A 20,173-nucleotide genomic window follows, 5' to 3' on the forward strand; every position below is an offset into this window, starting at 1 on the left:
GCTTCCAGGGGATTGACACTCCTCGATGTACCTGTACGCGTGGAAAGCCGGCCTGAAGACCGCCTACTACCTGCGCTCGCGCCCCGCGACGCGCATCCAGCAGGCCACCGTCTCCGTCGCCCCCGCAGCCGCGAAGACACCCGCCGCCACGCTTGCCGTCGCCGACGACGGGGCGCTGGCCTGCTCCATCGAGAACCCGGAATCCTGCGAGGCCTGCCAGTGACCACCATTCCCGAAACCCGCACCGCACCGGCGCCCGCCGTCGAGCGCCAGATGCTGCTCGACCCCGGCATGGACCTCACGCTACGGCCGATGCGCTACCCGCACTTCTTCGACCGGTTCAAGGACGCCATCAAGAACACCTGGACCGTCGAGGAAGTCGACCTGCACAACGACCTCGCCGACCTGGAGAAGCTCACCCCGGCCGAGCGGCACCTCGTCAGCCGCCTGGTCGCGTTCTTCGCCACCGGCGACACCATCGTCGCCAACAACCTCGTGCTCAACCTCTACCAGCACGTCAACTCGCCCGAGGGCCGCCTCTACCTGTCCCGGCAGCTGTTCGAAGAGGCCGTGCACGTCCAGTTCTACCTGAACCTGCTCGACACCTACGTCGCGGACGAGCGGGAGCGGTTCGCGGCGTTCGCCGCGATCGACAACATCCCCTCGATCGCCCGCAAGGCCGAGTTCTGTTTCCGGTGGATCGACTCGATCTTCGAGCTGCGCGAGCTCAAGACCCGCGAGGACCGGCGGGCGTTCCTGCTCAACCTGATCTGCTTCGCCGCCTGCATCGAAGGGCTGTTCTTCTACGGCGCCTTCGCCTACGTCTACTACCTGCGCTCGCGCGGGCTGCTGCACGGGCTCGCCTCCGGCACCAACTGGGTGTTCCGCGACGAGAGCATGCACATGGCGTTCGCGTTCGACGTCGTCGACACCGTCCGGCGGGAGGAACCCGACCTGTTCGACGCGCAGATGCAGCAGCAGGTCCGCGACATGCTCGCCGAAGCCGTCGAGTGCGAGTTGCAGTTCGCCGCCGACCTGCTCGAACAAGGAGTCTCCGGAATGTCGCTCACGGACATGCGCGAGTACCTGCAACACGTCGCGGACCGGCGCCTCGCCGTGCTCGGCATCGAGCCGATCTACGGCAGCAAGAACCCGTTCGCGTTCATGGAGCTGCAGGACGTGCAGGAGCTGTCCAACTTCTTCGAGCGTCGCGTCGCCGCATACCAGGTCGGGGTCACCGGCTCGGTGAGCTTCGACGACGAGTTCTAGCTAGGATTCCCCGCAGTGCTGGTTCGCGCGGCCGTCAGGCCGCGCGTCGTAAGAGGGAACCCGGTGCGAGACCGGGACTGCCCCGCAGCGGTGAGTGGGAACGAAAACCGTCATCAAGCACTGGGCGCGAGCCTGGGAAGCGACGGCCGGTAGGCGCGAGCACGACGCCCACGAGTCCGAAGACCTGCCCGCACTGCGCACGCGACCGCGTGCGCCGCCGACGGCCTCTCGGGAGGGCCGGGCGGAAGGCCGGCGACGGCCTTTCCCCTGCCCTTCCGTGCCGTCGGGCACATCGAGGGAAGGGAACACCCGTGAGTTTCGGCACCAGCACCGTGCTCGGCTACCCGCGCATCGGCGGCAACCGCGAACTGAAGAAGGCCGTCGAGGCGTACTGGGCCGGGCGCATCGACGCCGCCGCCCTGGAATCGACCGCGGCCGGCCTGCGCACGCAGGTGTGGCAGACGCTGCGCGACGCCCGCCTCGACGCCATCCCGTCGAACACGTTCTCCTACTACGACCACGTCCTCGACACCGCCGTCGCCGTCGGCGCGGTCCCGGCCCGGTTCCGTCGACTCGGCCTGCCCGAGCTGGACACCTACTTCGCGATGGCCCGCGGCGTCGACGCCGAACCTGCGCTCGAGCTGACGAAGTGGTTCGCCACCAACTACCACTACCTCGTGCCCGAGATCGACGCCGACACCGAGTTCGCCCCGAACCCGGCCAAGGCCTTGCGTGAGTACGGCGAAGCCCGTGCGCTCGGCGTCACCACCCGGCCGGTGCTCGTCGGCCCGGCCACGTTCCTGTTGCTGGCCAAGGGCGCCGACCCGTTCGCCCGGCTGGACGACCTGGTCGAAACCTACGCCTCGCTGCTCGCCGACCTGGCGCGGGCCGGCGTCGGGTGGGTCCAACTCGATGAGCCCGCCTACGTCGCCGACCGCACTCCCGCCCAGATCGACGCGCTGCGCCGCGCGTACACCCGCCTCGGCGAACGGGAGCAGCGGCCGCAGATCTTCGTCGCCACCTACTTCGGCGAGCTCGGCGACGCCCTGCCCGCCCTGCTCGCCACACCGGTCGAGGCGATCGGCCTCGACCTGGTCGCCGGCCCCGGCAACCTCAAGCGGCTCGCCGGCGCCGGACCGCTGCGCGGCAAGACGATCGTCGGTGGCCTGGTGGACGGGCACAACGTCTGGCGCACCGACCTGCGCGCCGCCGCGGTCACCGGTGCCACCGTCGCCGGCCTTGCCGACCATGTGGCCGTGTCCACGTCTTGTTCGCTGCTGCACGTCCCGGTCGACCTGACCGCGGAGACCCGCCTCGACCCGCAGTTGCGGGAGCGGCTGGCGTTCGCCCGGCAGAAGGTCGACGAGGTGGTGCTGCTCGGCCGCGCCCTGCGCGACGGCACCGCCGACCTGCCCGCCCCGCTGCCGCCCATCCCGGCGGCGTGGCGGCAGGACGACGTCCGCGCCCGCCTGGCCGCCCTGCGGCCCACCGACCGGCAACGCGGCGACTACGCCGACCGGGCCGCAAAGCAGCAGGAACGACTGCGGCTGCCGGAGCTGCCCACCACCACGATCGGGTCCTTCCCGCAGACCGCCGAGTTGCGCAAGGCCCGCGCCGACCTGCGCGCCGGCAGCCTCGACCAGGCCGGCTACACCGAACGGATGCGCGCCGAGATCGAGCACGTGATCCGGCTGCAGGAACAGCTCGGCCTGGACGTTCTGGTGCACGGCGAGCCCGAGCGCAACGACGGGAGTTGCCCCCTGATCCTGGACACTTGAGCCTTGGATCGTGATGGTCCGGGGAGATCAGGAGTTCCTGACAGATGGTGATGAAGCACTACCCGGCGGAGTTCAAGGCCGATGCGGTCGCGTTGTACCGGTCTCGGCCGGGGGCGACGATCGCGCAGATCGCGGAGGATCTCGGGGTCAATCGGGAGACGTTGCGTAGTTGGGTCCGCGCCGATGATCAGCGTCGGGGCGTGGTGGCCGAGCCGGCGGGGCCGCGGGCGGCCGGCTCGGTGCAGGACGAGAACGCCGCGTTGCGGCGGCGGGTCCGCGAGTTGGAGGAGGAACGGGACATTCTGCGGAAGGCGGCCCGGTATTTCGCCGGGGAGACGCGCTGGTGAACCGCTTCCAGTTCGTCGCCGACCACCAGGCACGCTACGGCGTGAAGCGGTTGTGTCAGATCATTGGGGTGTCCCGCTCGAGCTTCTACTACTGGCGCGCGGCCGCAGAAACGCGGGCCGCGCGGGAGGCCGCGGATGCGGCTCTCGTGGGTCGGATCCGGGCTGTGCACACGGCTCACGACGGCACCTACGGAGCACCACGGATCACCGCCGAACTTCGGGATGCCGGCCTGGCGGTCAACCGGAAGCGGGTCGCCCGGGTGATGCGCCGCTTCGGCGTGCAGGGTCTACGACTGCGCCGACGAACGCGGACGACGATGCCGGACCCGGCCGCGACGAAGGCCCCTGACCTGATCGGCCGGGACTTCACCGCCTGCGCGCCGAACCAGCGCTACGTCGGCGACATCACCTACCTACCAGTCGGTGACCGTGGCTTCCTCTACCTGGCCACCGTCATCGATCTGCACTCCCGGCGCCTCGCGGGCTGGGCGATCGCCGATCACATGCGCACCGACCTGGTCATCGATGCCCCTCCACGCCGCGCAGCGCACCCGGGGCACCCTGAAAGGGGCGATCATGCACACGGACCACGGAGCCCAGTACACCTCCCGGGCCTTCGCCGAGGCCTGCACCACGGCCGGGGTGCGGCAGTCGATGAGCGCGGTCGGCAGCTCCGCCGACAACGCCGCCGCGGAGTCGTTCAACGCCACCCTCAAACGCGAGACCCTCCAAGGTCGCCGCGCCTTCACCGACGAACGCGAAGCACGACTGACCACGTTCCGGTGGCTACACCGCTACAACACCGTCCGACGCCACTCCCGGCTCGGACAGCAATCCCCGATCACCTACGAGAAGAAGAACCCCCGGCCAGCACCAGATACGCTGGCCCCGGCCGCATAAACCCATGTCCAGGATCAGGGGTCAAGCTCCGACCGGTGGGTGAACCGGTCTCCGGACACCATGCTGGACACGTTCCACTGGTACCGCGGCGAGGCGTTCGACCTCGTCGTCGAGGACCTGCTGGCGTTCCCGGCCGAGCGCGGCGTCATCGCGGAGGGCTTCCGACTTCTGCCGGAACTTGTCGCACCCCTGCTGGCCGAGCCCCGACGCGCCGTCTGGCTGCTCCCGACACCGGATTTCCGCCGAGCGGCGTTCGACAGCCGCGGTGGCCTGTGGCAGATCGCCGGCCGGACCAGCGACCCCGAACGCCGCTCGGCGCAACCTGTTGGAACGAGACCGGTTGTTCACCGAGCGCCTCGACGCCACAGTGACCAGCCTGCGCCTGCCGGTCATCCGCGTCGACCCGCAGACAACCGAGGACGACCTCGCAGCCCAGGTCGCCGAGTCGCTCGGTCTCTGACCGTGCGCCGCCACGAACGGCGGACTGGTCGCCGGTCAGGACGCCTGTGGCAGAGCCTGTGACCTGGGGCCGCCCGTAGCGTGGGGCACATGCTCTCCCTCTCCTGCGTCAACGGTCTGTCCCGGCACTTCACCCCGGACAGTCTGCGCGAGTACCTCCTCGCCCGCGCCACCCGCGTCGACACCGGCTGCCTCATCGTCCGCGGCTACGGCAGCCGGCGCGGGGTCCACCAGAAGGTCGCCGGCCGGGCCTGGGCACACATCGCCGCGTACGCCGTGTTCGTCGGCGACTACGACCCGGACCTCGAGGTCGACCACACCTGCGGTGTCGCGGACTGTATCGAGCCGGCCCACCTGCGGCAGGTCACGCGCGCGGAGAACTGCCGGGACCGGATCCGCCCGCCGCGCTGCCGCAACGGGCACGAGCGAGAGCTCGACCCCGTCACCGGCACGTACCGCCAGGTGTGTCGCGCGTGCAACCGGGAAGCCCAGCGCCGCTGGCGGCAACGGCAGGCCGACGAGGTCACCCAGGCCCGCGTCGCACACGGACACGGGTAGTGGCCTGTGTGCTGCAGCGGCCTTCCCGGGCACCGATGCGACCCGGATACAACAGAGCAAAGCCTTATGCACCTTAACTGACATTATGATGTGCACCCGATATGCCCCATTCGCCAGGCTCTATTATCGGAATTCCTTTACCGGTAATACGATAATCCGCCGACGTTGGACGCGACGGCGTCGGCCATCGGTGATCGGTGATGTCAGTTCTCAGCGGACCTGGCAGGGTCTCAGGCGACCTGTCGGTAGAGGTGGCGGAGTCTCAGTCGATCTGACGGACGCAGTTGATGCGAGATGCGGTCGCGCGGTAGGCCCGTCCGACTGGGGAGAGCGTCTATTCGACTGTCGTGAGTTCCAACCAAAGGACGGCGAAGGGTCCCACTCATGGCGTCAGCCGGTTGACCAGCGGTGTCTTCGATTGAGCTGGAAACTAGGACTCAACGGACAAGCAGGAAGACCCATCTAAGGGCGTCTGGGCCCGACGATAGAGTCCGATGTATGCGCAGACGGCGGGTACGGCGCAGCCGGCCCCATCTCATCCTCTGCTGGGAGCCGAGCCCGGTGCCAGGCGTGCCCGGGCCGGGGGCCGGGGAGCCTCAGCCCGGTGAGCGGATCGGCCCGCACCTACTGGACGGATTCACCCAGGCACTCAAGCCCCGATCGCGCGGTGACCTAGCCACCACCCTGATCGAAGGGTTCTTCGGCGATCACGGCCAAGGGTTCCGGTTGCGCGCCGGGTGGGTGCTCGGACCGCAGATCAGCGCTACCGCCACCCGCCTCGGTGCCGGGCACCGGCAACCGCTGACCGAGCTGGCCGGTTGGCGGGCGCTGTCAGAGATCGCCGACGAGGTTCGGCATATGATGCGCACGATCGCCGTACGGCACGACCCAGGCTTCTGGTATGCGCTGCTTGTAAGGGCACAGCCGCTCATGATCGCCTGGCTGGGCAACGTGGCAATGCTCGCTCTACCAGCGATCGGCTCGGCCGTGTTTTCGTCCCCGCGGAAGTCCACCCTGGCCGGCTTTCTAACCGCGCCGTGGCGGGTTCCGCCGAGCGTGATGACCGAGCTCGACCAGCTGATCTATCTGGGACTGGTCCTGTCGAACATCGAGATCGCCAAACGCCGCGTCGGCAAAGGCCAAGAAGTCGCCCTGGCCCACGTAGGGCTGTTCCACGCCTTGTTCGACCCTGGTACCGAGGTCGCCGCAGCGATCGATCTATTCGACGAGCGGGTCGCGGCCGCCCACCACGGGCCCGCCGCCGCGCTCGGCGCGTACGGCACGGCGCTGGCGCCGCTGACCGCGCAGTGGCCGATGATCGTCTGGGGCTCGCTGATCAATCAGCCGGCGCTGCACGGTCCGCTGCTGCGGCAGGCACTACGCGACTGGGACCCGGTGTTCCCAATGCTCACCGACCTCAAGCAGACGGTCCCCGCAGCGTTCCTGCCCGGCAGTTTTGGGCTCACCGGCGATCCTGGTGGTTAATTCGCGACGCGCCGGTCGGGGTGACGGCCCCGGGCCGTAGTGTGGGTGATGGTGTCGGTTCGCTGCCGGTGTTTCTCCCTTCGTCCCGGCTGCGGGATGGGGATTGTGGTGTCTGTGCAGCCCGCGCCGTGGCCGGAGCCGGACCGGCGGATCGCGGCGGCGATCGCGGCGAAGTATCGGGGTCGGCGTGCCCGGCCGTTGGCGGTGCAGATCCGTGACCGGCTGGGTGAATGGCTGCATGATGCGGACTTCGTCGCGGCGTTCGGGGTTCGTGGCCGGCCGGGTTGGTCGCCGTCGCGGTTGGCGCTGGTGACGGTGTTGCAGCGGGTGGAGAATCTCACTGACCGGCAAGCGGCCGAGGCGGCGCGTAACCGGCTGGACTGGCAGTATCTGCTCGGTCTGCCGTTGGACGATCCAGGGTTCGACCACACGGTGCTGGCCGAGTTCCGCACCAGGGTGGCCGACGCCGGTCTGGAACACCTCGTGCTGGACGCGTTGCTGACCCGGCTGGCCGAGGCTGGTCTGCTCTCCGCTGGCGGCAAGCAGCGCACCGATTCCACACATGTCGCCGCGGCGGTGGCCGCGCTCAACCGTCTGGAACTGGTCGGGGAAAGCATCCGGGCGGCTTTGGAGGCCCTGGCCGCGGCGCATCCACAGTGGCTGGCCGGGCGGATCTGCGTGCCGGATTTCGCCGATCGTTATGGCAGCCCGATGACCGGTTGGCGGCCGCCGGTCTCGCAGGCCAAACGCGACGCACTGGCGATCGTCTACGCCCGCGACGGCTACCGGCTGCTGGAGGCGGTCCACGACCAGCACGCACCGGCCTGGCTGGCCCAGATACCGGCGGTGGACGTGCTGCGCCAGGTACTGGTGCAGCACTACACCCGCACGGTCACCAGTCGCGGGCGGGAGGTGATTACCCGGCGGGAGAAAGCGCCTGAGGGCGACGGTCTCCCGCCCGGCCATATCCGCATCGCTTCCCCGTACGACACCGATGCCCGGTGGGGTGTCAAACGAGAAGAGTTCTGGCTGGGCTACAAACTGCACGTCACCGAGACCTGCGACGACGCTGCGCCGTGCGGCTGCCGACAGCCCGGCGGGCACACCCCGGCAGGGCGACCGGGGCGCACCGGCGACAGGCACGAGGCCGCCTGCCCACAGCTACGGCCGAACCTGATCACGCATGTAGCCACCACCGACGCGACCGTGACCGACAACCGGATGACCGAACCCATCCACGACGCCCTCGCCGATATGAGCCTCACCCCCGGCCGGCACTACCTCGACTCCGGCTACCTGTCCGCCGCGCTCGTGGTCTCCGAACTCGCCCGGCACGGCATCACGCTGATCGCCCGTTGCTGGCCGACTGTTCCGCCCAGGCCCGCGCCGGCAAGGGCTACGCCCGCGCCGACTTCACCATCGACTACGACACGCGCACCGTGACCTGCCCACAAGGCAGAAAGGCCACCTCCTGGACACCGTGCACCCAGTACGGCAAGCCCGCCATCGTGGCCACCTTCGCTACCAGCGACTGCGGCCCCTGCCCCGCCCGGACCCTATGCACCACCGGAAGACGACGACAACTGTCCCTACTACCCCGGGAACTGGCCGAGGCCCAGACCACCATCCGGGCCGCCGAACACACCCTCGGCTTCCAAGCCGACTACGCCCGCCGTGCCGGAGTGGAAGGCACCATCCACCAAGCCATCTCCCACGGCGCCCGCCGCGCCCGCTACCGCGGACTACCCAAGACCCGCCTCGACCACATCTTCATGGCCTGCGCCCTCAACCTGCTCCGCCTCGAAGCCTTCTGGAACGGAACACCACTGGACCGACGAAGAACCAGCCACCTCTCACGCCTCGAACTCGGCCTCGCTGCATGACCCGTAATTAACCACCAGGATCACCGGCGAGGCTCAGGCAGTCGCGGTGTTCCTCAAGGCATACAGCGACCTGGTGGTGGCCCGCAGCGCAGCCCGCCGGCTCTCCCGGCGGGCGTGGTCGAGGTTCGGCTACGTAGTGCGGACCCGCCGCGAGTTCCTCCGGGCATTTACGAAGGCGGCGGCCGGGCATCCCGTTCTGACCGGCGGCTGGCTCAACGCAGGCCCGGAGGACGCGATTGTGTACCTCACCAGCATCGGGCTGATCCACGAAGTCGGTCGCCGGCACGTGGTCCTCAACGGCGCCATGGCGACGGCGGCGCTGACGGAGGTCTTCGATCGGCCCGCCGACGACAACGCAGCGAACGTGTGGGCTGGTGCTTTCGAGGACGAGGTGCAACAGCTCATCGACCTGACGGTGTGGCGGCCACCGGAGCATTACCGGTCGCTGATTCGCCGCAACGTGAAGATCGACGGCACGTTGATCACCGACATCGATGCGGTCGCCTACTACGACGGGGTGCTGCTGCTCATCGACTGCAAGGCCTACAAGAGCAACGCCCGGCTCGCCGCAGGCGAGTACTCAGCCATCAAGACGCTGCGAGAGAAGGCCGAGAGGGCGTGGGCCTCCTGGGCAGGCAAGATGGCAATCATCGATGGCAACCGCACCAAGCTGGCGGTGCCCGTGCCGGCCGACGTCACCATCGCCGGTGTCGTCGTGCTGCCGTTCACACCGTTCCTGCTGCCCGGGGATACGACCGAGTTGACCGTCGGATCGCTGCGGCGGGTCAGCTCCGTCGGTGAGCTGCTGCTGTTTCTCACCGGTCTGCAGCTCTCCTAGCCTTTTAGCTACACGGTGCGTTGTGCGCGAGAAAGGCGAGCTCGCCTGGTGAGTTCAGAAGGGGTGAAGCCTCCGATGGGGAGGACTCCGATGAGGATGAAACGGGGCGTCTCAGTAGGGCTTCGGGCGAGCCAGGTGTGCCAGACGCTGTCCTGAAGGCTGGTGTATCCCTTGCTGTGGTCGCTGTGATCGCCGACAAGCAGGATGCAGAACGGCGGGGTGGTAGCGGTGTAGTTGGCGGCCTGAGCGCTGTACTTGGCTTCCAGCCCGTCCCGGGTCCATTTGCTTTCATGCCGTTTGACTTCGATGACGAAACGCATGCCGGGCTGGGGAGTGTAGGTTACATCGGTGCGTCCAGAGGCGATGTCGATGACTTCCCGCTGGACGCTGCCCGGCTCGAGCATGCCGGTCAGGTACTGGAGGCAGTCGTTCTGTACGTCCTCCTCCAGCCACAGCTTCTGGCCCGGTTTCGGGGGGCCGAGGTAGGCGGTCATGGCACCCAGTTTGTCGGCCTGGGCGTCGAAGCGGTCGTGGAGAAATCTCAGGAAGTGCGTTTGTAGGCTGGTGAAGTAGCTGCGCGCCGGTTCTCTCCACGCGGGGCTTTGTGCCAGCGCGGCGTGCAATGCCTCAAGTTGGCCGTCGAGAAGGACGTTTCCGGTGAGCGCGAAGCCGCGAGCGTGGTCGGTAAGAATCCCAAGAATCCGGTGCTGGACGGCAGGGTCGAGGCTATCGGGCAGCCATGTCGACAACGGCTGTCCGGCTGTGGATTTTCCCGGCGGCTCCGCTGGGGCTCCTGACTGAAGGGCACATCGTCGGGCCTGCACTCTTTCCACTAGTTGCTGTGCATCGGGGTGCCGGGCCAGCTCTGCGTCGTGTTGGAGGGCTTGTTCGAGGTGGTACAGCAGCGCCATCTCCTGGATGAATGCCGCTTCTACCGCAGGAGAGAGGATCTGTTCGAGCCCGTTAGCGGCGGAGGTGGTGTAAACGGCGCGGCTGGCCTGATAAACCTGCAGGACCTCGGCGAGCACTTTCGTGGCGTCGAGCCAGCTTGGTTCCAACAGTCGCGTGCTGACGTGACGCAGGGTGGCAACAAGTTGATGCCACGCTGCTTCGGTGTGTCCGCGGGCTTCTAGCCAGGGTGGCTGGTGCCTTCGGGCGGCCCAGGCGAAACGCTGCGCGACTGTCTCATCGAGGTCGTGTGCTGTGCTGACGAGGCGGTCACGGACAGTGCTGGTCCGCTGTTCGCCGAGATCAGCGAAGGCGAGCGCAGCGTTGACGGCCAAGCGGTAGGCACGAGCGTCCAGGCGTGCTTCTTCGGCGTCTTCAGCGTTTGCCAGGCGCAGCGCCGCAACCTTCAAAAGCCGCATGACCTCGCCTGCTTTGTCGGCGTGCAGTGCTGCGTTCAGCGTTGCCAGTGCCAGTTCGTATCGAGCGTCGTTGCGGGTTGCCGGCGGCAGTGCCTGCGTTTGCTCCAGGATGTGCAGCACGCCGAGGAGGCCGTCATCGCGGTAGTGGTCGTAGGCGATGCCGAGGAGAAGGGGCAGACGATGCAGTGCGTCTGGTGGTTCGTCGCCCCGGATATCGGTTAGCAATCCGGTGAGCCGGCGGTGGTTGAGGTACCCGCCGAGGCAGAGCGGCAGCAAGGCGGCAATGGCCGGATGGGCATAAGCGGGGTCTTCTCCACCGTCAAGTGCTGCCTCAGCGTGCCGCAGTAGCGCCGCAGCCGCCTTGCGGCCGTAGGCGTTCAACAGAACCGGCTCGTTGTTCAGGATCTCGCTTGCTTCGAGAAGCACCCAGGCTCGGTACGGCTGCCGGAACCCTTGGTCAATGGCGGGTGACAGTGCGGCGAGGGTGTCCTGTGTTGCCGGGACTTCAGGATGGACCAGTACCTGGAGCAGCATGGGTAGGTGGGGGCCGGTAGCCAGTACCGGCGCTTCAGCGATTACGACTTCACTGCCGCCCAAGTCAGCGAGGGAGGGCCCGACGTCGAGTTGTTGGTAGGTCGCGCTGGCAGCCCAGGACGTCAACGCGTCTTCGACGGCTCCCATCACGCCCTCCCCGGTCCATCTCGTCAGCGGCGGGTCGCCCGCTCCTGTCACCTAAACATGTCCTGTGGTTAGAACATGAACGGCCCGCTGCTGGTGATGATCCTTTCGGGTGGCAGGACCCCCTCGACGTACTCGGGCTTGGCGGTCGTTAGGATGACTTGGAGCCCGGGTACCTGCTGGGTGAGCTTCTCCAACTCAGCCACCAACCGCGTGGCGTCCGGTGTGACGACCTCCTCGCTGCCCACCGCGTCGATCAGCAGTAGACCAGGATGCGCGGGGACGCCTCGTTGCATGCTGACTCGCAGCATCGCGATGACGACGGCGATGCGTACTCGCAGGCGTTCCCCCGGTGGGAAACCCTCGTCGTCGAAAGGCGTCTTGGCCCCGTCCTTCGTTGCGTTGAGATTGCCGTTGCGTTTGAAGTCGACCGACTCCAGGTCCCGTACGCCGAAGTCACGCGCGAGCGCGACGATCTGCTGGTTGAGGTTCGGAAACAGATGACTTCCTGCGTCTGTCACCACCTTGGTGAGCACCTTGTGCGTTACGGAGAGGATCGTGGCGGTTCTGTCGGACTCGGGCTCGGAAGCGCCAGCCGTGGTCTCGCTGACTTGCAGTTGTCCCTCCAGCCGCGCCGCGCGCAGTTCCAGCTCTCGCAGTGCTTGATAGGCCGACGCGGCCCGAATGCCATCGAGCCGAGCACGGGCAACATCATGATCCGTCTGCGCCTGATCCAGTTCCTTCTTCAGCATGCGCAGGCGATCACTGATCTGCCGATGCAGGTCTTGTTGCGCGGCGAGCTCACGCTCCAGCTCCGCGATGCGTGCCTGCGCGAGTTCGGCATTCACCTCCGGCAGCGGGCGGGTGCACACGGCGCAGGATGCTTCCTGCCGCTCGATGACGTGACGGTCGCCGTCGATCGGTTCTTCACAGCGAGGACAGCAGTTCGGAGAAAGCAACCCCAGCACCCGTCGCGCCTGCCAAGTCTCGCGGGCGTCAATCACCTGCTGCTGTGCCAGCAGGCCCGCGCGCTCGGCACGCTGGTCGGCGTCTGCGGCGTCGGCGTACGCCTGCCGTGCTGTCCGCAGCGCGTCCAAGGTGGCATCGACCATCGCTATGGCCTCTGCTGCCAGCGGGCCGGTGCTCTGGCGTGCCTTCTGCAGTTCCTCGCGGACGTCCGCGAGTTCTCGCTGCCACCGCTCATGGTCAGTTCGGCGTGCCGCGCGATCCTGCTCAGCACGGTGTGCTGCTTGGCTGGTCTGCTTCACGAATCGCCTGGACACTGTAGATAGCTGTGCCAGGACTGAGGCATACGGCAGGCCGATGAAAAGTTCCAGCAGCTTTCCGGGCAGCCACGAGAGTGACGGATAGTCGCCGAGAAGCATCTTGCTTCCGCCGGGATTCAGGTAGCACGCACCGAAGTAGACAGGCCAGCCATGCAGCTGCGCGGCGCCGTGACCGTCGAGCCCGCCAGCCGGATTCCAGATCCTGGTGTAGGTGAGACCAAGAGCCTCCATCATGAAGGTGCTGATGAGGCCCTCCACCTGCGCCGCCTCACCGGCCTCGGCGAGCGGACGTAGATCAGCATCCTGGGCGTCGGCTAGCTCGGCGGCGGATCGGGCTGACAAGATACGACAGCGCAGCGCGCTTGGATTCTGTGAGGCATCGTGATCGAGAACCAGCCGCACTGCCTGGCCCGTCACGACGGCGTCGACGGTGATCCGGCGTACCCATTTCTTGATGTTCGGTGCCAGCTGGCGAGGGGAACCGCGCAGCGCCCAGACGATGAATTCCAGGATGCTCGTCTTGCCGACGAAGTTGTCGGGATACATGATCGCCCAGACACCGGCGGTCAGCCGCTGATCGATCGAGAAATCGGTGCCGTCGCTCTTGGTGCCCTCGACCCGCAGCCGCTGCACCTCGATCTGGCGCGGGGGAGGCACCGGGCTCGGCAGCGTGATCCCGACTTCGCTCAGTGCGGTCTGTACTGTCTCGACCGGCAACGCGCACTTGGCCGCCACGCGTTCCAGCACTTCACCCGGGCTCGGCGGTGTCCATTTCTGGCTCTCGCCCTCGGCGACGTTCATTGCGGCACCGCCGCGAACCGCGCCTGCCCGGGCGCATCGGACGGACGTAGTGCCTCCAACCGTGCGCGGACCTGTTCGGTGATCGCGGGGATGTAAGACCCGATGGGAGTGCCGGCATAGTCGCGTTGCAGATACTGGCGGTCCTTGATCTGGGTTCCGCCCACGCCGTCGACGAGGTTCACCACCATACGGGTTCGTTCCAGGTACCACTGCAGCGCCGGCGCTTCACTGACCAGGCCAGCTGCTGTCGTCCGCCCCTGCTCGAGTAAGTAGTAGTTGTGCTGAATGATCCGTTCACCACCCAAACGATGACGCTTACGAGCTAGCCCCTTCTCGACCAGGACCGCCAGTGCATTGTCCAACTCCTCGAAGGCGCCGAAGCGATGCCTCAGCATCGGGAAACGGCGGAGATCCGGCTCCTGTCCAGCCAGGATGCGCGCCGCCTCATCGACCAGCCCAGGCGATTCGGGGTCGGCTTCGTAATCGTTGAGCAGCTCGTTGGCCAGGTAATCAGGGTTGCGGACCCAGAAGTCCAGCTTCTGCAACCGCACCTGCGTGTACACAACGCCAACGGCGCCAACGGGTACCTCAGGAGCATCGGCGTCGACTGGTTTCGCAGCCGCGTCAAGCAGCAACAGAAGGCGGACCGCGTCCTGCCACAAGGTGGCTCGTCGTACCGGGAACTCGGCCATGTCATTAGCCAACCCGATCGACACACGCCGTGTCTAGACCGAAACCCATAGCGGATCCTGCTTTCGTCGCGCCTCAAGACCTGTCGCGGCCTGCCGGTCCTCAATGCGCCGGCACCGGCGGCCTGTTGGGCGGCGGCGATCGCGGCCAAGACCGCTCGATCGACCGCACCGGGCCGCTGTGGTGATCCTGCTGTTTGGTCACTGTAGGACCTGGTCGCCGTTGCGGATGATGTCGTCGATGATGAGCCGGGTGATCCGGCTGACGGGCTGGGCGTAGGCCATCCGGATGCCCGAACCGGTCGCCGAGCTGTTGCTTGGGTACCTAGCCATCTCACCAACAAGCGCACCGCCACCAACCGCGAATCACGCTGGGCTGCCTCCCGGACGCCGCGCCGGCGAGCCGCTGCAGCCCAGCACCCTGTCGACACCGATGCAGGCCCTCGGCGTCCCGTCTATCGCTGCCTGTGCTGCCGCGATCCGACAATTGATGTGGCGGATGATATCCCGATGATCAGCCAAGGGCGGGCGGTGCTCGCCGATTTCGAGGCCGTGTACGTCGATGTCGACGGGGTGGAGCGGCAGATGCCGTGGGCTTGGATGCCGGAAGTCGTCAGCGAGCTGGATCGGCCGGTGCGGTCGTTTCCGTCGTACAGAGGTCAGCGCAACTTCCCGGGCTGGTATTGGTCGGCCACGGTGGGCCGACTGGTGGGGTACGAGTCGTGGGTCGAGCGGGATCATCTGGTCGCGTTGGACTTCGACCCGTCGGTGGTCGCGATGGTGTCGCAGCCATTTTGGCTGCTGTGGGCTGGTGACAAAGGCAAACAGCGGCGGCATGCGCCGGACTTCCTGGTGCGTACGGCCGACGGCGGCGTGCTGGTGTTGGACTCCCGGCCGCTGGAGTTGATCGAGCAGGACGACCGGCTGGTGTTCGACATTAGTGACCGGGCCTGCGCGTTGCTCGGTTGGCGGTACGCGGTCTGGGACCGTCTCGACGGTGTGTTGGTGGCCAATCAGCGTTGGCTGGCCGGCTACCGGCATCCGCGCTGTTTCGACGCCGAGGTCACCGGCCGGTTGGTGCGGACGTTCCAGCGGCCCCGGCGGCTGATGGACGGCGCTGAGCTAGCCGGTGATCCGTTGAGGACGCTGCCGGTGCTGTTTCACCTGCTCTGGAAGCGACATCTGCTGGCGGACCTGACGCTGGCGCTGTCGGATCGCACGGTGGTGCAGGCAGCGGTCGATGCGGACATGCCCGTAAACGTGGTGCCGGCCCGGTGAGCGCGGTAATGCAGCGGCCGGGCGTGCTGCGCGTCGGCGATCGGGTCATTTTCGCCGGCGGCGCGCATACAGTGGTGGCGATTACGGGCACGGTGATCCGGCTGCTGTCCACTGCGGGGCAGACCACGGTGGTCGCGTTGGGTTACCTGCTGGCCGCCGAGGATTTCGAGCTGGTGGGCGCAGCACCGGCACCGAAGGTGGACCCGCTGGGGTTGCTGGAAACGCTGCCGGAGAAGGTGGTGAAGGCGGCGCGGACGTGGGAACGGCACCTGATCGAGGTCGTTACCGGGGTGGCGCCGGACGCCCCGGAGGGGGCGCTGCCTCGCCGTGAATATGACCCGGCGACGCAGTCGCTGGCTGCCCGACAGCGGGCCAAGGCCGCCGAACTGACGGCGGCCGGGACCAAGACGAGCGTGCGCACGGTCGAGCGGATGCGGCAGCGTTACCGGGAGCAGGGGCTTTGGGGTCTGGTCGATACGCGGTACGCGCGCACGGTGAAACCGGCCGGCAACGTCGATGCCCGGGTGGTCGCGGCGGCGGCCGCGGTGGTCGAGGCCCAGACGGCGACGTCGACGGGCACGAAGTCGCGGGCGATCCGGCAACTCCGCCAAGTGCTGGATGACGAGCACGGCCCGGGTGCGGTGGAGATGCCGTCGCGGGCGACCTGTTACCGGTTGCTGGAGGCGTTGTCGGCCGGGAAGTACACGTTCGGGGCGGCGACGACGCGTCGGCAGACGGCGAACAAGCCGCCCCGCCCCTACGCCCCGACCACGGCGAGCCGTCCGGGTGAGCAGGTCCAGATGGACAGCACCCCGCTGGACATCATGGCGGTCATGGACGATGGCGTCATCGGCCGCGCCGAACTCGTCCTGGCGATCGACATCGCGACCCGCACGATCTGCGCCGGGGTGCTGCGGCCATTCGGGGCGAAGGCGGTCGACGCGGCGCTACTGCTGGCCCGGGTCACGGTCCCCGAGCCGATGCGGCCCGGCTGGGACGCCGCGCTGGCGATGTCGGCGTCACGGATCCCGCACCAGCGCTTGGTCTCCATGGACACGCGGATGGCTCTGGCCGCGGCGAAGCCGGTTATCGTCCCGGACACCGTCGTGATCGACCACGGCAAGGTCTTCCTGTCCGAGGTGTTCCTGCGCGCCGCGACCACACTGGGCATCTCGGTGCAGCCGGCGCACCAGCAGACGCCCACGGATAAGGCGATCGTCGAGCGGACCTTCGAGTCGATCAACACGCTGTTCTGCCAGCACGTCGCCGGTTACACCGGCCGCGACGTCACCCGCCGCGGCAGCGACGTCGCCGAAAGAGCCGTCTGGTCTCTTCCTGACCTGCAAGAGCTATTCGACGAGTGGGTGATCGCCGGGTGGCAATCCCGGCCCCATGACGGACTACGGCACCCGTTCACCCCGGACCAGGCGGCGTCTCCGAACGACGCCTACGCGGCACTGGTCGCCGCAGCCGGCTACGTCCCGGTCGCGCTGACCGGCGCAGACTACATCGAGCTGCTACCGGCAGACTGGCGGGCGATCGGCGACAGCGGAATCCAGATCGACTACCGCACCTACAACTGTGCTGAGCTGCGTCCTTTCGTCCGCAAGAACTCCGGCGTCAGCAGCCGCGCCGGACGGTGGGAAGTCCATTACGACCCCTACGACGTCTCGCGGATCTGGGTTCGCAACCACCACCAAGGCGGCTGGATCACCGTCCCCTGGACGCACCACAACGTGGTCGGGCAGCCGTTCGCCGACTTCACCTGGCGCGCCTCCCGCAAAATCGCCGCACAGCGAGGCCTGGACGACACCAACGAGATGGCCGTTGCGGTGATCTTGGCCGCGCTGCTACGACGGGCCGACGAGGGCCCCGGCAGCGGCAGGGTCCTGGCCCGCACCCGCACCGCCCAAGCGATGGGCAACCATCTGCCGCTGGAGCTGAACACCGCCGCGCTCGTCGCGTCCGCGGAACCGGAGCCGCCGGCCAATCCGCAGCCGGTGCTGGCCGACACAGAACCCGAACAGGACGAGCCGCCGGTGCTGGTCGGCGAGGTCGTGCCGTTCGCGCTGTTCGATCCGTTCGCCGACGATCTGGAGGCGGGCCGATGAGCAGGCTCTCCACCGACGTCCGGCATCCGCTGGCCACCAAGCAGGGCTGGGCCTCGTTCGTCGCGCAGATCAACCCGGAGCCGCCCCGCCTGATGCCGACCGAGGACTGGAAGCGGCTCACGCCGTTCGAGCGAGATCTCTACAACGAGGCCCGTCAGGACTACCACTCTGCACTGCTGCTGGTTGCCACCCCGGACATCAAGAAGGTCATCCACACCGGCACGAAGCTGGTCATCAACAACCGCGGCAAGCAGCTGGGCCGCCGCGGCCTGATCGTGTCCGGCGCCAGCGGCACCGGCAAGTCAACCTCCATCACCCAGCTCGGCAAGAAGTTCCAGATCGAGCTGGAACGCCGCAACCCCGGCGTTTCGGACCGCATCCCGGTCGTCTAAGTCGTCGTCCCACCCGATGCCACCCCGAAGATGCTGGCCACCGAGATGGCCATCTTCCTCGGACTGCCCGTCTCACCCCGCGACAGTCCACAGTCGATCGCGCACACCGTCGCCTCGGTGATGCGCAGGGTCGGCACCGGCATCGTCCTGGTCGACGAGATTCACCGCCTCGACCTCAGCACCCGCCAGGGCAAGAACGCCTCCGACCAGCTCAAATACTTCTTCGACACGATCAGCGCCACCTTCGTCTATGCCGGCCTGGACCTCGACGAGAACGGCATGTTCTCCGGCGTCCGCGGCCGGCAGATCGCCGGCCGGTTCATCCCCAATGCCACGTAGCCTAATTTGATCATGTTGTTGTGCTGGTCGTTTGTGCCCGGACGGGCTTCCGGCGGGTGTGGTGCGGCGGGCGGGTCAGCGTGTCCGGGCTGTGGTGTTGACGCCGGCTGGCTGGGCGGGTCTGGCCGGGTGTTTCTGGTAGTCCTTTCTGGCTGGTGGCGGCGGGCGGGTCCGCCGGTGGTGGGGGTTTGAGGCCCCAGAACCGGATGGTCGCTGGGCCGTCGTGGCGGATGCTGGCCGGTTCGTGGTGTTTCTTGACGCGGTAGCTGTTGTGGCGGGCTCGTTTGACCGCCCGGGGGCAGCTGCGGTGCCGGCGGGGCGGTAGCGGCTTGCGGCCCAGCTCGGCGAGTGCGTGGGGCAGGTGGTCAGTCCAGTCTCCAGGGGGGAATGCCCGCCGTCCCGGTGGCGGTACGGCGGGCGATTCGCAGCGCGCGGGTGAAGCTGATCCGGTCGGGGTCGAGGTCGGCGGCTTCGGCCGCGCGGGTGATCAACGCGGCGAGGGCGTGGTGGACGATCAGCCAGGCCCAGATTTCCTGGTAGGCCAGCTCCGGCAGCCTTGAGCGCAGCAGACGGCCCGGGCCGCGTAGGTGCGTCTTGAGCTGGTCGTTGCTGGTCTCTTCTTCCCAGCGCAGGTGGTAGGCCTCGGCCAGCTCGTCCGCGTGGGCCTCGGCCGGGTCGAGGACGGTGGTCAGCAGCACGATCAGCTCGCCGGTGCCGTCGCCGTCGCGGTCGGGCACGTCGTACTCGACCACTCGTACCAGATACGCCAGCTCAGGGGCCAGATCCTGCCCAGCGCGGGCAGCGGCGACGATGCGGTCCCGGCGGGCACCGCGGATCTTCGGGTTGATCACCACGGACACATACGTGCCGTCGGCCAGCACCCGCACGACCGGCAGCCGCAGCCCGGTCGGCGCCCGCCACAGCAACGCCGCCCCGGTGCCCGCCGCAGCAGACCAGGCGTCGAAGGAGTAGAACCCCCGGTCGGCGGTCAGCAGCTCATCGCGGCGCAGCCGCGGGTACAGCCGCATCGCCAATGTCCGCTCCCCGGTGCCATAGCCGGACACCTCCCCGGCCAGGAACGCGTGCGTGCCGCACTCGGCCAACGCCACCACCCGAGCCTTCGGATACGCCGACCGGTTGCCCCCCGAGCCGGCGTAGCCAAACTCGGCGGCGTTACCCGGCGTGTCCGGCAGGTCCACATCGAAGCCGTCAATAGCAAGGACTCGCCACCGCCGCAGCCACACCCCCCGCGTATCAGTCGTGCCCACCGGCTGCACCACCGACTCGAAGATCTCCTCCATGACCGGCGCGCCCAGCCGCTGCCGCGCCTGGCTGATCCCCGACGCGGTCGGCACCGACCAAGCGGCGTCCCAGCAGCCGAACCGGGTCAACGCCCCGGTGACCTTCGTGGCGACCTCTTCGTAGTCATCCTCACCGAACAGGCACAACGCCATCGTCAGATAGGCCACCACATGCGGCGGAAGCTTCCCATCCGACCGCTTGGCCCCAACCCCAAACCGGGCCACCGCCGCGTCCACCGCATCCCGCGGCACCGCGGACACCAGCACCCCCAACGACACCTGATCCGCCGTCACCGCCACCGTCTCGGACATGACCGGCAAGCACACCAGCACCCGACCTGCCGGTCACGCCACCACGCCGACCATCCACAAAGACCCAGTCCAACCCCATGATCAAATTAGGCTACGTGGCAT

15 protein-coding genes, 3 pseudogenes and 1 riboswitch are annotated in these 20,173 nt (G+C 67.8%); of the genes and pseudogenes, 13 read left to right on the forward strand and 5 right to left on the reverse strand.

What is annotated here, in order from left to right; all coding sequences use genetic code 11:
• Nucleotides 1-19: 19 nt before the first annotated feature.
• The 9 genes and pseudogenes from GA0074694_RS23030 to GA0074694_RS23070 form a co-directional block, all read left to right on the forward strand.
• A pseudogene (locus GA0074694_RS23030) lies at nucleotides 20-223 on the forward strand (hypothetical protein); the annotation flags it as partial.
• Complete coding sequence (locus GA0074694_RS23035; protein ID WP_091461731.1) at nucleotides 220-1,269, forward strand: ribonucleotide-diphosphate reductase subunit beta; 1,050 nt, start codon at nucleotides 220-222, stop codon at nucleotides 1,267-1,269. The pseudogene GA0074694_RS23030 and the gene GA0074694_RS23035, both read left to right, overlap by 4 nt.
• A gap of 2 nt (nucleotides 1,270-1,271) precedes the next feature.
• Nucleotides 1,272-1,475: riboswitch (cobalamin riboswitch) on the forward strand.
• A gap of 105 nt (nucleotides 1,476-1,580) precedes the next feature.
• Nucleotides 1,581-3,047 carry a 5-methyltetrahydropteroyltriglutamate--homocysteine S-methyltransferase gene (gene metE / locus GA0074694_RS23040; RefSeq protein WP_245714859.1) on the forward strand — a complete coding sequence of 489 codons (1,467 nt, stop codon included), beginning with the start codon at nucleotides 1,581-1,583 and terminating at the stop codon, nucleotides 3,045-3,047.
• 44 nt (nucleotides 3,048-3,091) lie between these two features.
• Nucleotides 3,092-4,294: pseudogene (locus GA0074694_RS23045) on the forward strand (IS3 family transposase).
• Nucleotides 4,295-4,843: 549 nt separating this feature from the next.
• A complete protein-coding gene (locus GA0074694_RS23055; protein ID WP_091461736.1) occupies nucleotides 4,844-5,311 on the forward strand; it encodes an HNH endonuclease in 468 nt (155 codons plus the stop codon).
• A 561-nt stretch (nucleotides 5,312-5,872) separates the two neighbouring features.
• On the forward strand, nucleotides 5,873-6,796 hold the full coding sequence (locus GA0074694_RS23060) for a hypothetical protein (RefSeq protein WP_141714250.1): 924 nt from the start codon (nucleotides 5,873-5,875) through the stop codon (nucleotides 6,794-6,796).
• Nucleotides 6,797-6,904: 108 nt separating this feature from the next.
• A complete protein-coding gene (locus GA0074694_RS23065) occupies nucleotides 6,905-8,239 on the forward strand; it encodes a transposase (RefSeq protein WP_245714860.1) in 1,335 nt (444 codons plus the stop codon).
• Complete coding sequence (locus GA0074694_RS33165) at nucleotides 8,152-8,679, forward strand: transposase (RefSeq protein WP_245714861.1); 528 nt, start codon at nucleotides 8,152-8,154, stop codon at nucleotides 8,677-8,679. The genes GA0074694_RS23065 and GA0074694_RS33165 overlap by 88 nt, the downstream gene beginning before the upstream one ends.
• A gap of 46 nt (nucleotides 8,680-8,725) precedes the next feature.
• A complete protein-coding gene (locus GA0074694_RS23070; RefSeq protein ID WP_091461742.1) occupies nucleotides 8,726-9,517 on the forward strand; it encodes a hypothetical protein in 792 nt (263 codons plus the stop codon).
• An 8-nt stretch (nucleotides 9,518-9,525) separates the two neighbouring features.
• Here the strand turns inward: GA0074694_RS23070 and GA0074694_RS31100 are convergent, their stop codons facing one another.
• From GA0074694_RS31100 to GA0074694_RS33740, 4 genes are all read right to left on the reverse strand, one after another.
• Nucleotides 9,526-11,565: a hypothetical protein gene (locus GA0074694_RS31100; protein ID WP_141714251.1), complete on the reverse strand. Its 2,040-nt coding sequence runs from the start codon at nucleotides 11,563-11,565 to the stop codon at nucleotides 9,526-9,528.
• Nucleotides 11,566-11,633: 68 nt separating this feature from the next.
• Nucleotides 11,634-13,649 (reverse strand): coiled-coil domain-containing protein, encoded by a 2,016-nt coding sequence (locus tag GA0074694_RS23090; protein ID WP_141714252.1) that lies wholly within the window; start codon nucleotides 13,647-13,649, stop codon nucleotides 11,634-11,636.
• Nucleotides 13,646-14,365 carry a hypothetical protein gene (locus GA0074694_RS23095; protein WP_218105781.1) on the reverse strand — a complete coding sequence of 240 codons (720 nt, stop codon included), beginning with the start codon at nucleotides 14,363-14,365 and terminating at the stop codon, nucleotides 13,646-13,648. The genes GA0074694_RS23090 and GA0074694_RS23095 overlap by 4 nt, the downstream gene beginning before the upstream one ends.
• A 174-nt stretch (nucleotides 14,366-14,539) precedes the next feature.
• Nucleotides 14,540-14,671: a hypothetical protein gene (locus GA0074694_RS33740; protein WP_281190235.1), complete on the reverse strand. Its 132-nt coding sequence runs from the start codon at nucleotides 14,669-14,671 to the stop codon at nucleotides 14,540-14,542.
• A gap of 159 nt (nucleotides 14,672-14,830) precedes the next feature.
• Here GA0074694_RS33740 and GA0074694_RS23100 point away from each other — a divergent pair, with 159 nt between their 5' ends.
• The 4 genes and pseudogenes from GA0074694_RS23100 to GA0074694_RS33175 all read left to right on the forward strand — a co-directional run.
• Nucleotides 14,831-15,616 carry a TnsA-like heteromeric transposase endonuclease subunit gene (locus GA0074694_RS23100; protein ID WP_091461753.1) on the forward strand — a complete coding sequence of 262 codons (786 nt, stop codon included), beginning with the start codon at nucleotides 14,831-14,833 and terminating at the stop codon, nucleotides 15,614-15,616.
• Nucleotides 15,613-17,727, forward strand: a complete 2,115-nt coding sequence (locus tag GA0074694_RS23105; RefSeq protein ID WP_091461756.1) for a Mu transposase C-terminal domain-containing protein — start codon at nucleotides 15,613-15,615, stop codon at nucleotides 17,725-17,727. Before GA0074694_RS23100 ends, GA0074694_RS23105 begins: the two co-directional genes overlap by 4 nt.
• Nucleotides 17,724-18,119 (forward strand): KRAB domain-containing protein, encoded by a 396-nt coding sequence (locus tag GA0074694_RS33170; RefSeq protein WP_245714863.1) that lies wholly within the window; start codon nucleotides 17,724-17,726, stop codon nucleotides 18,117-18,119. Before GA0074694_RS23105 ends, GA0074694_RS33170 begins: the two co-directional genes overlap by 4 nt.
• Before the next feature lie 18 nt (nucleotides 18,120-18,137).
• A pseudogene (locus GA0074694_RS33175) lies at nucleotides 18,138-18,458 on the forward strand (TniB family NTP-binding protein); the annotation flags it as partial.
• 365 nt (nucleotides 18,459-18,823) lie between these two features.
• Here GA0074694_RS33175 and GA0074694_RS23115 read toward each other — a convergent pair.
• Nucleotides 18,824-20,071, reverse strand: coding sequence for an IS4 family transposase (locus GA0074694_RS23115; RefSeq protein WP_091463760.1), 1,248 nt, complete (start codon nucleotides 20,069-20,071; stop codon nucleotides 18,824-18,826).
• Nucleotides 20,072-20,173: the final 102 nt, after the last annotated feature.

The sequence above is a fragment of the Micromonospora inyonensis genome (assembly GCF_900091415.1).
In the GTDB taxonomy this organism is placed as follows: domain Bacteria; phylum Actinomycetota; class Actinomycetes; order Mycobacteriales; family Micromonosporaceae; genus Micromonospora; species Micromonospora inyonensis.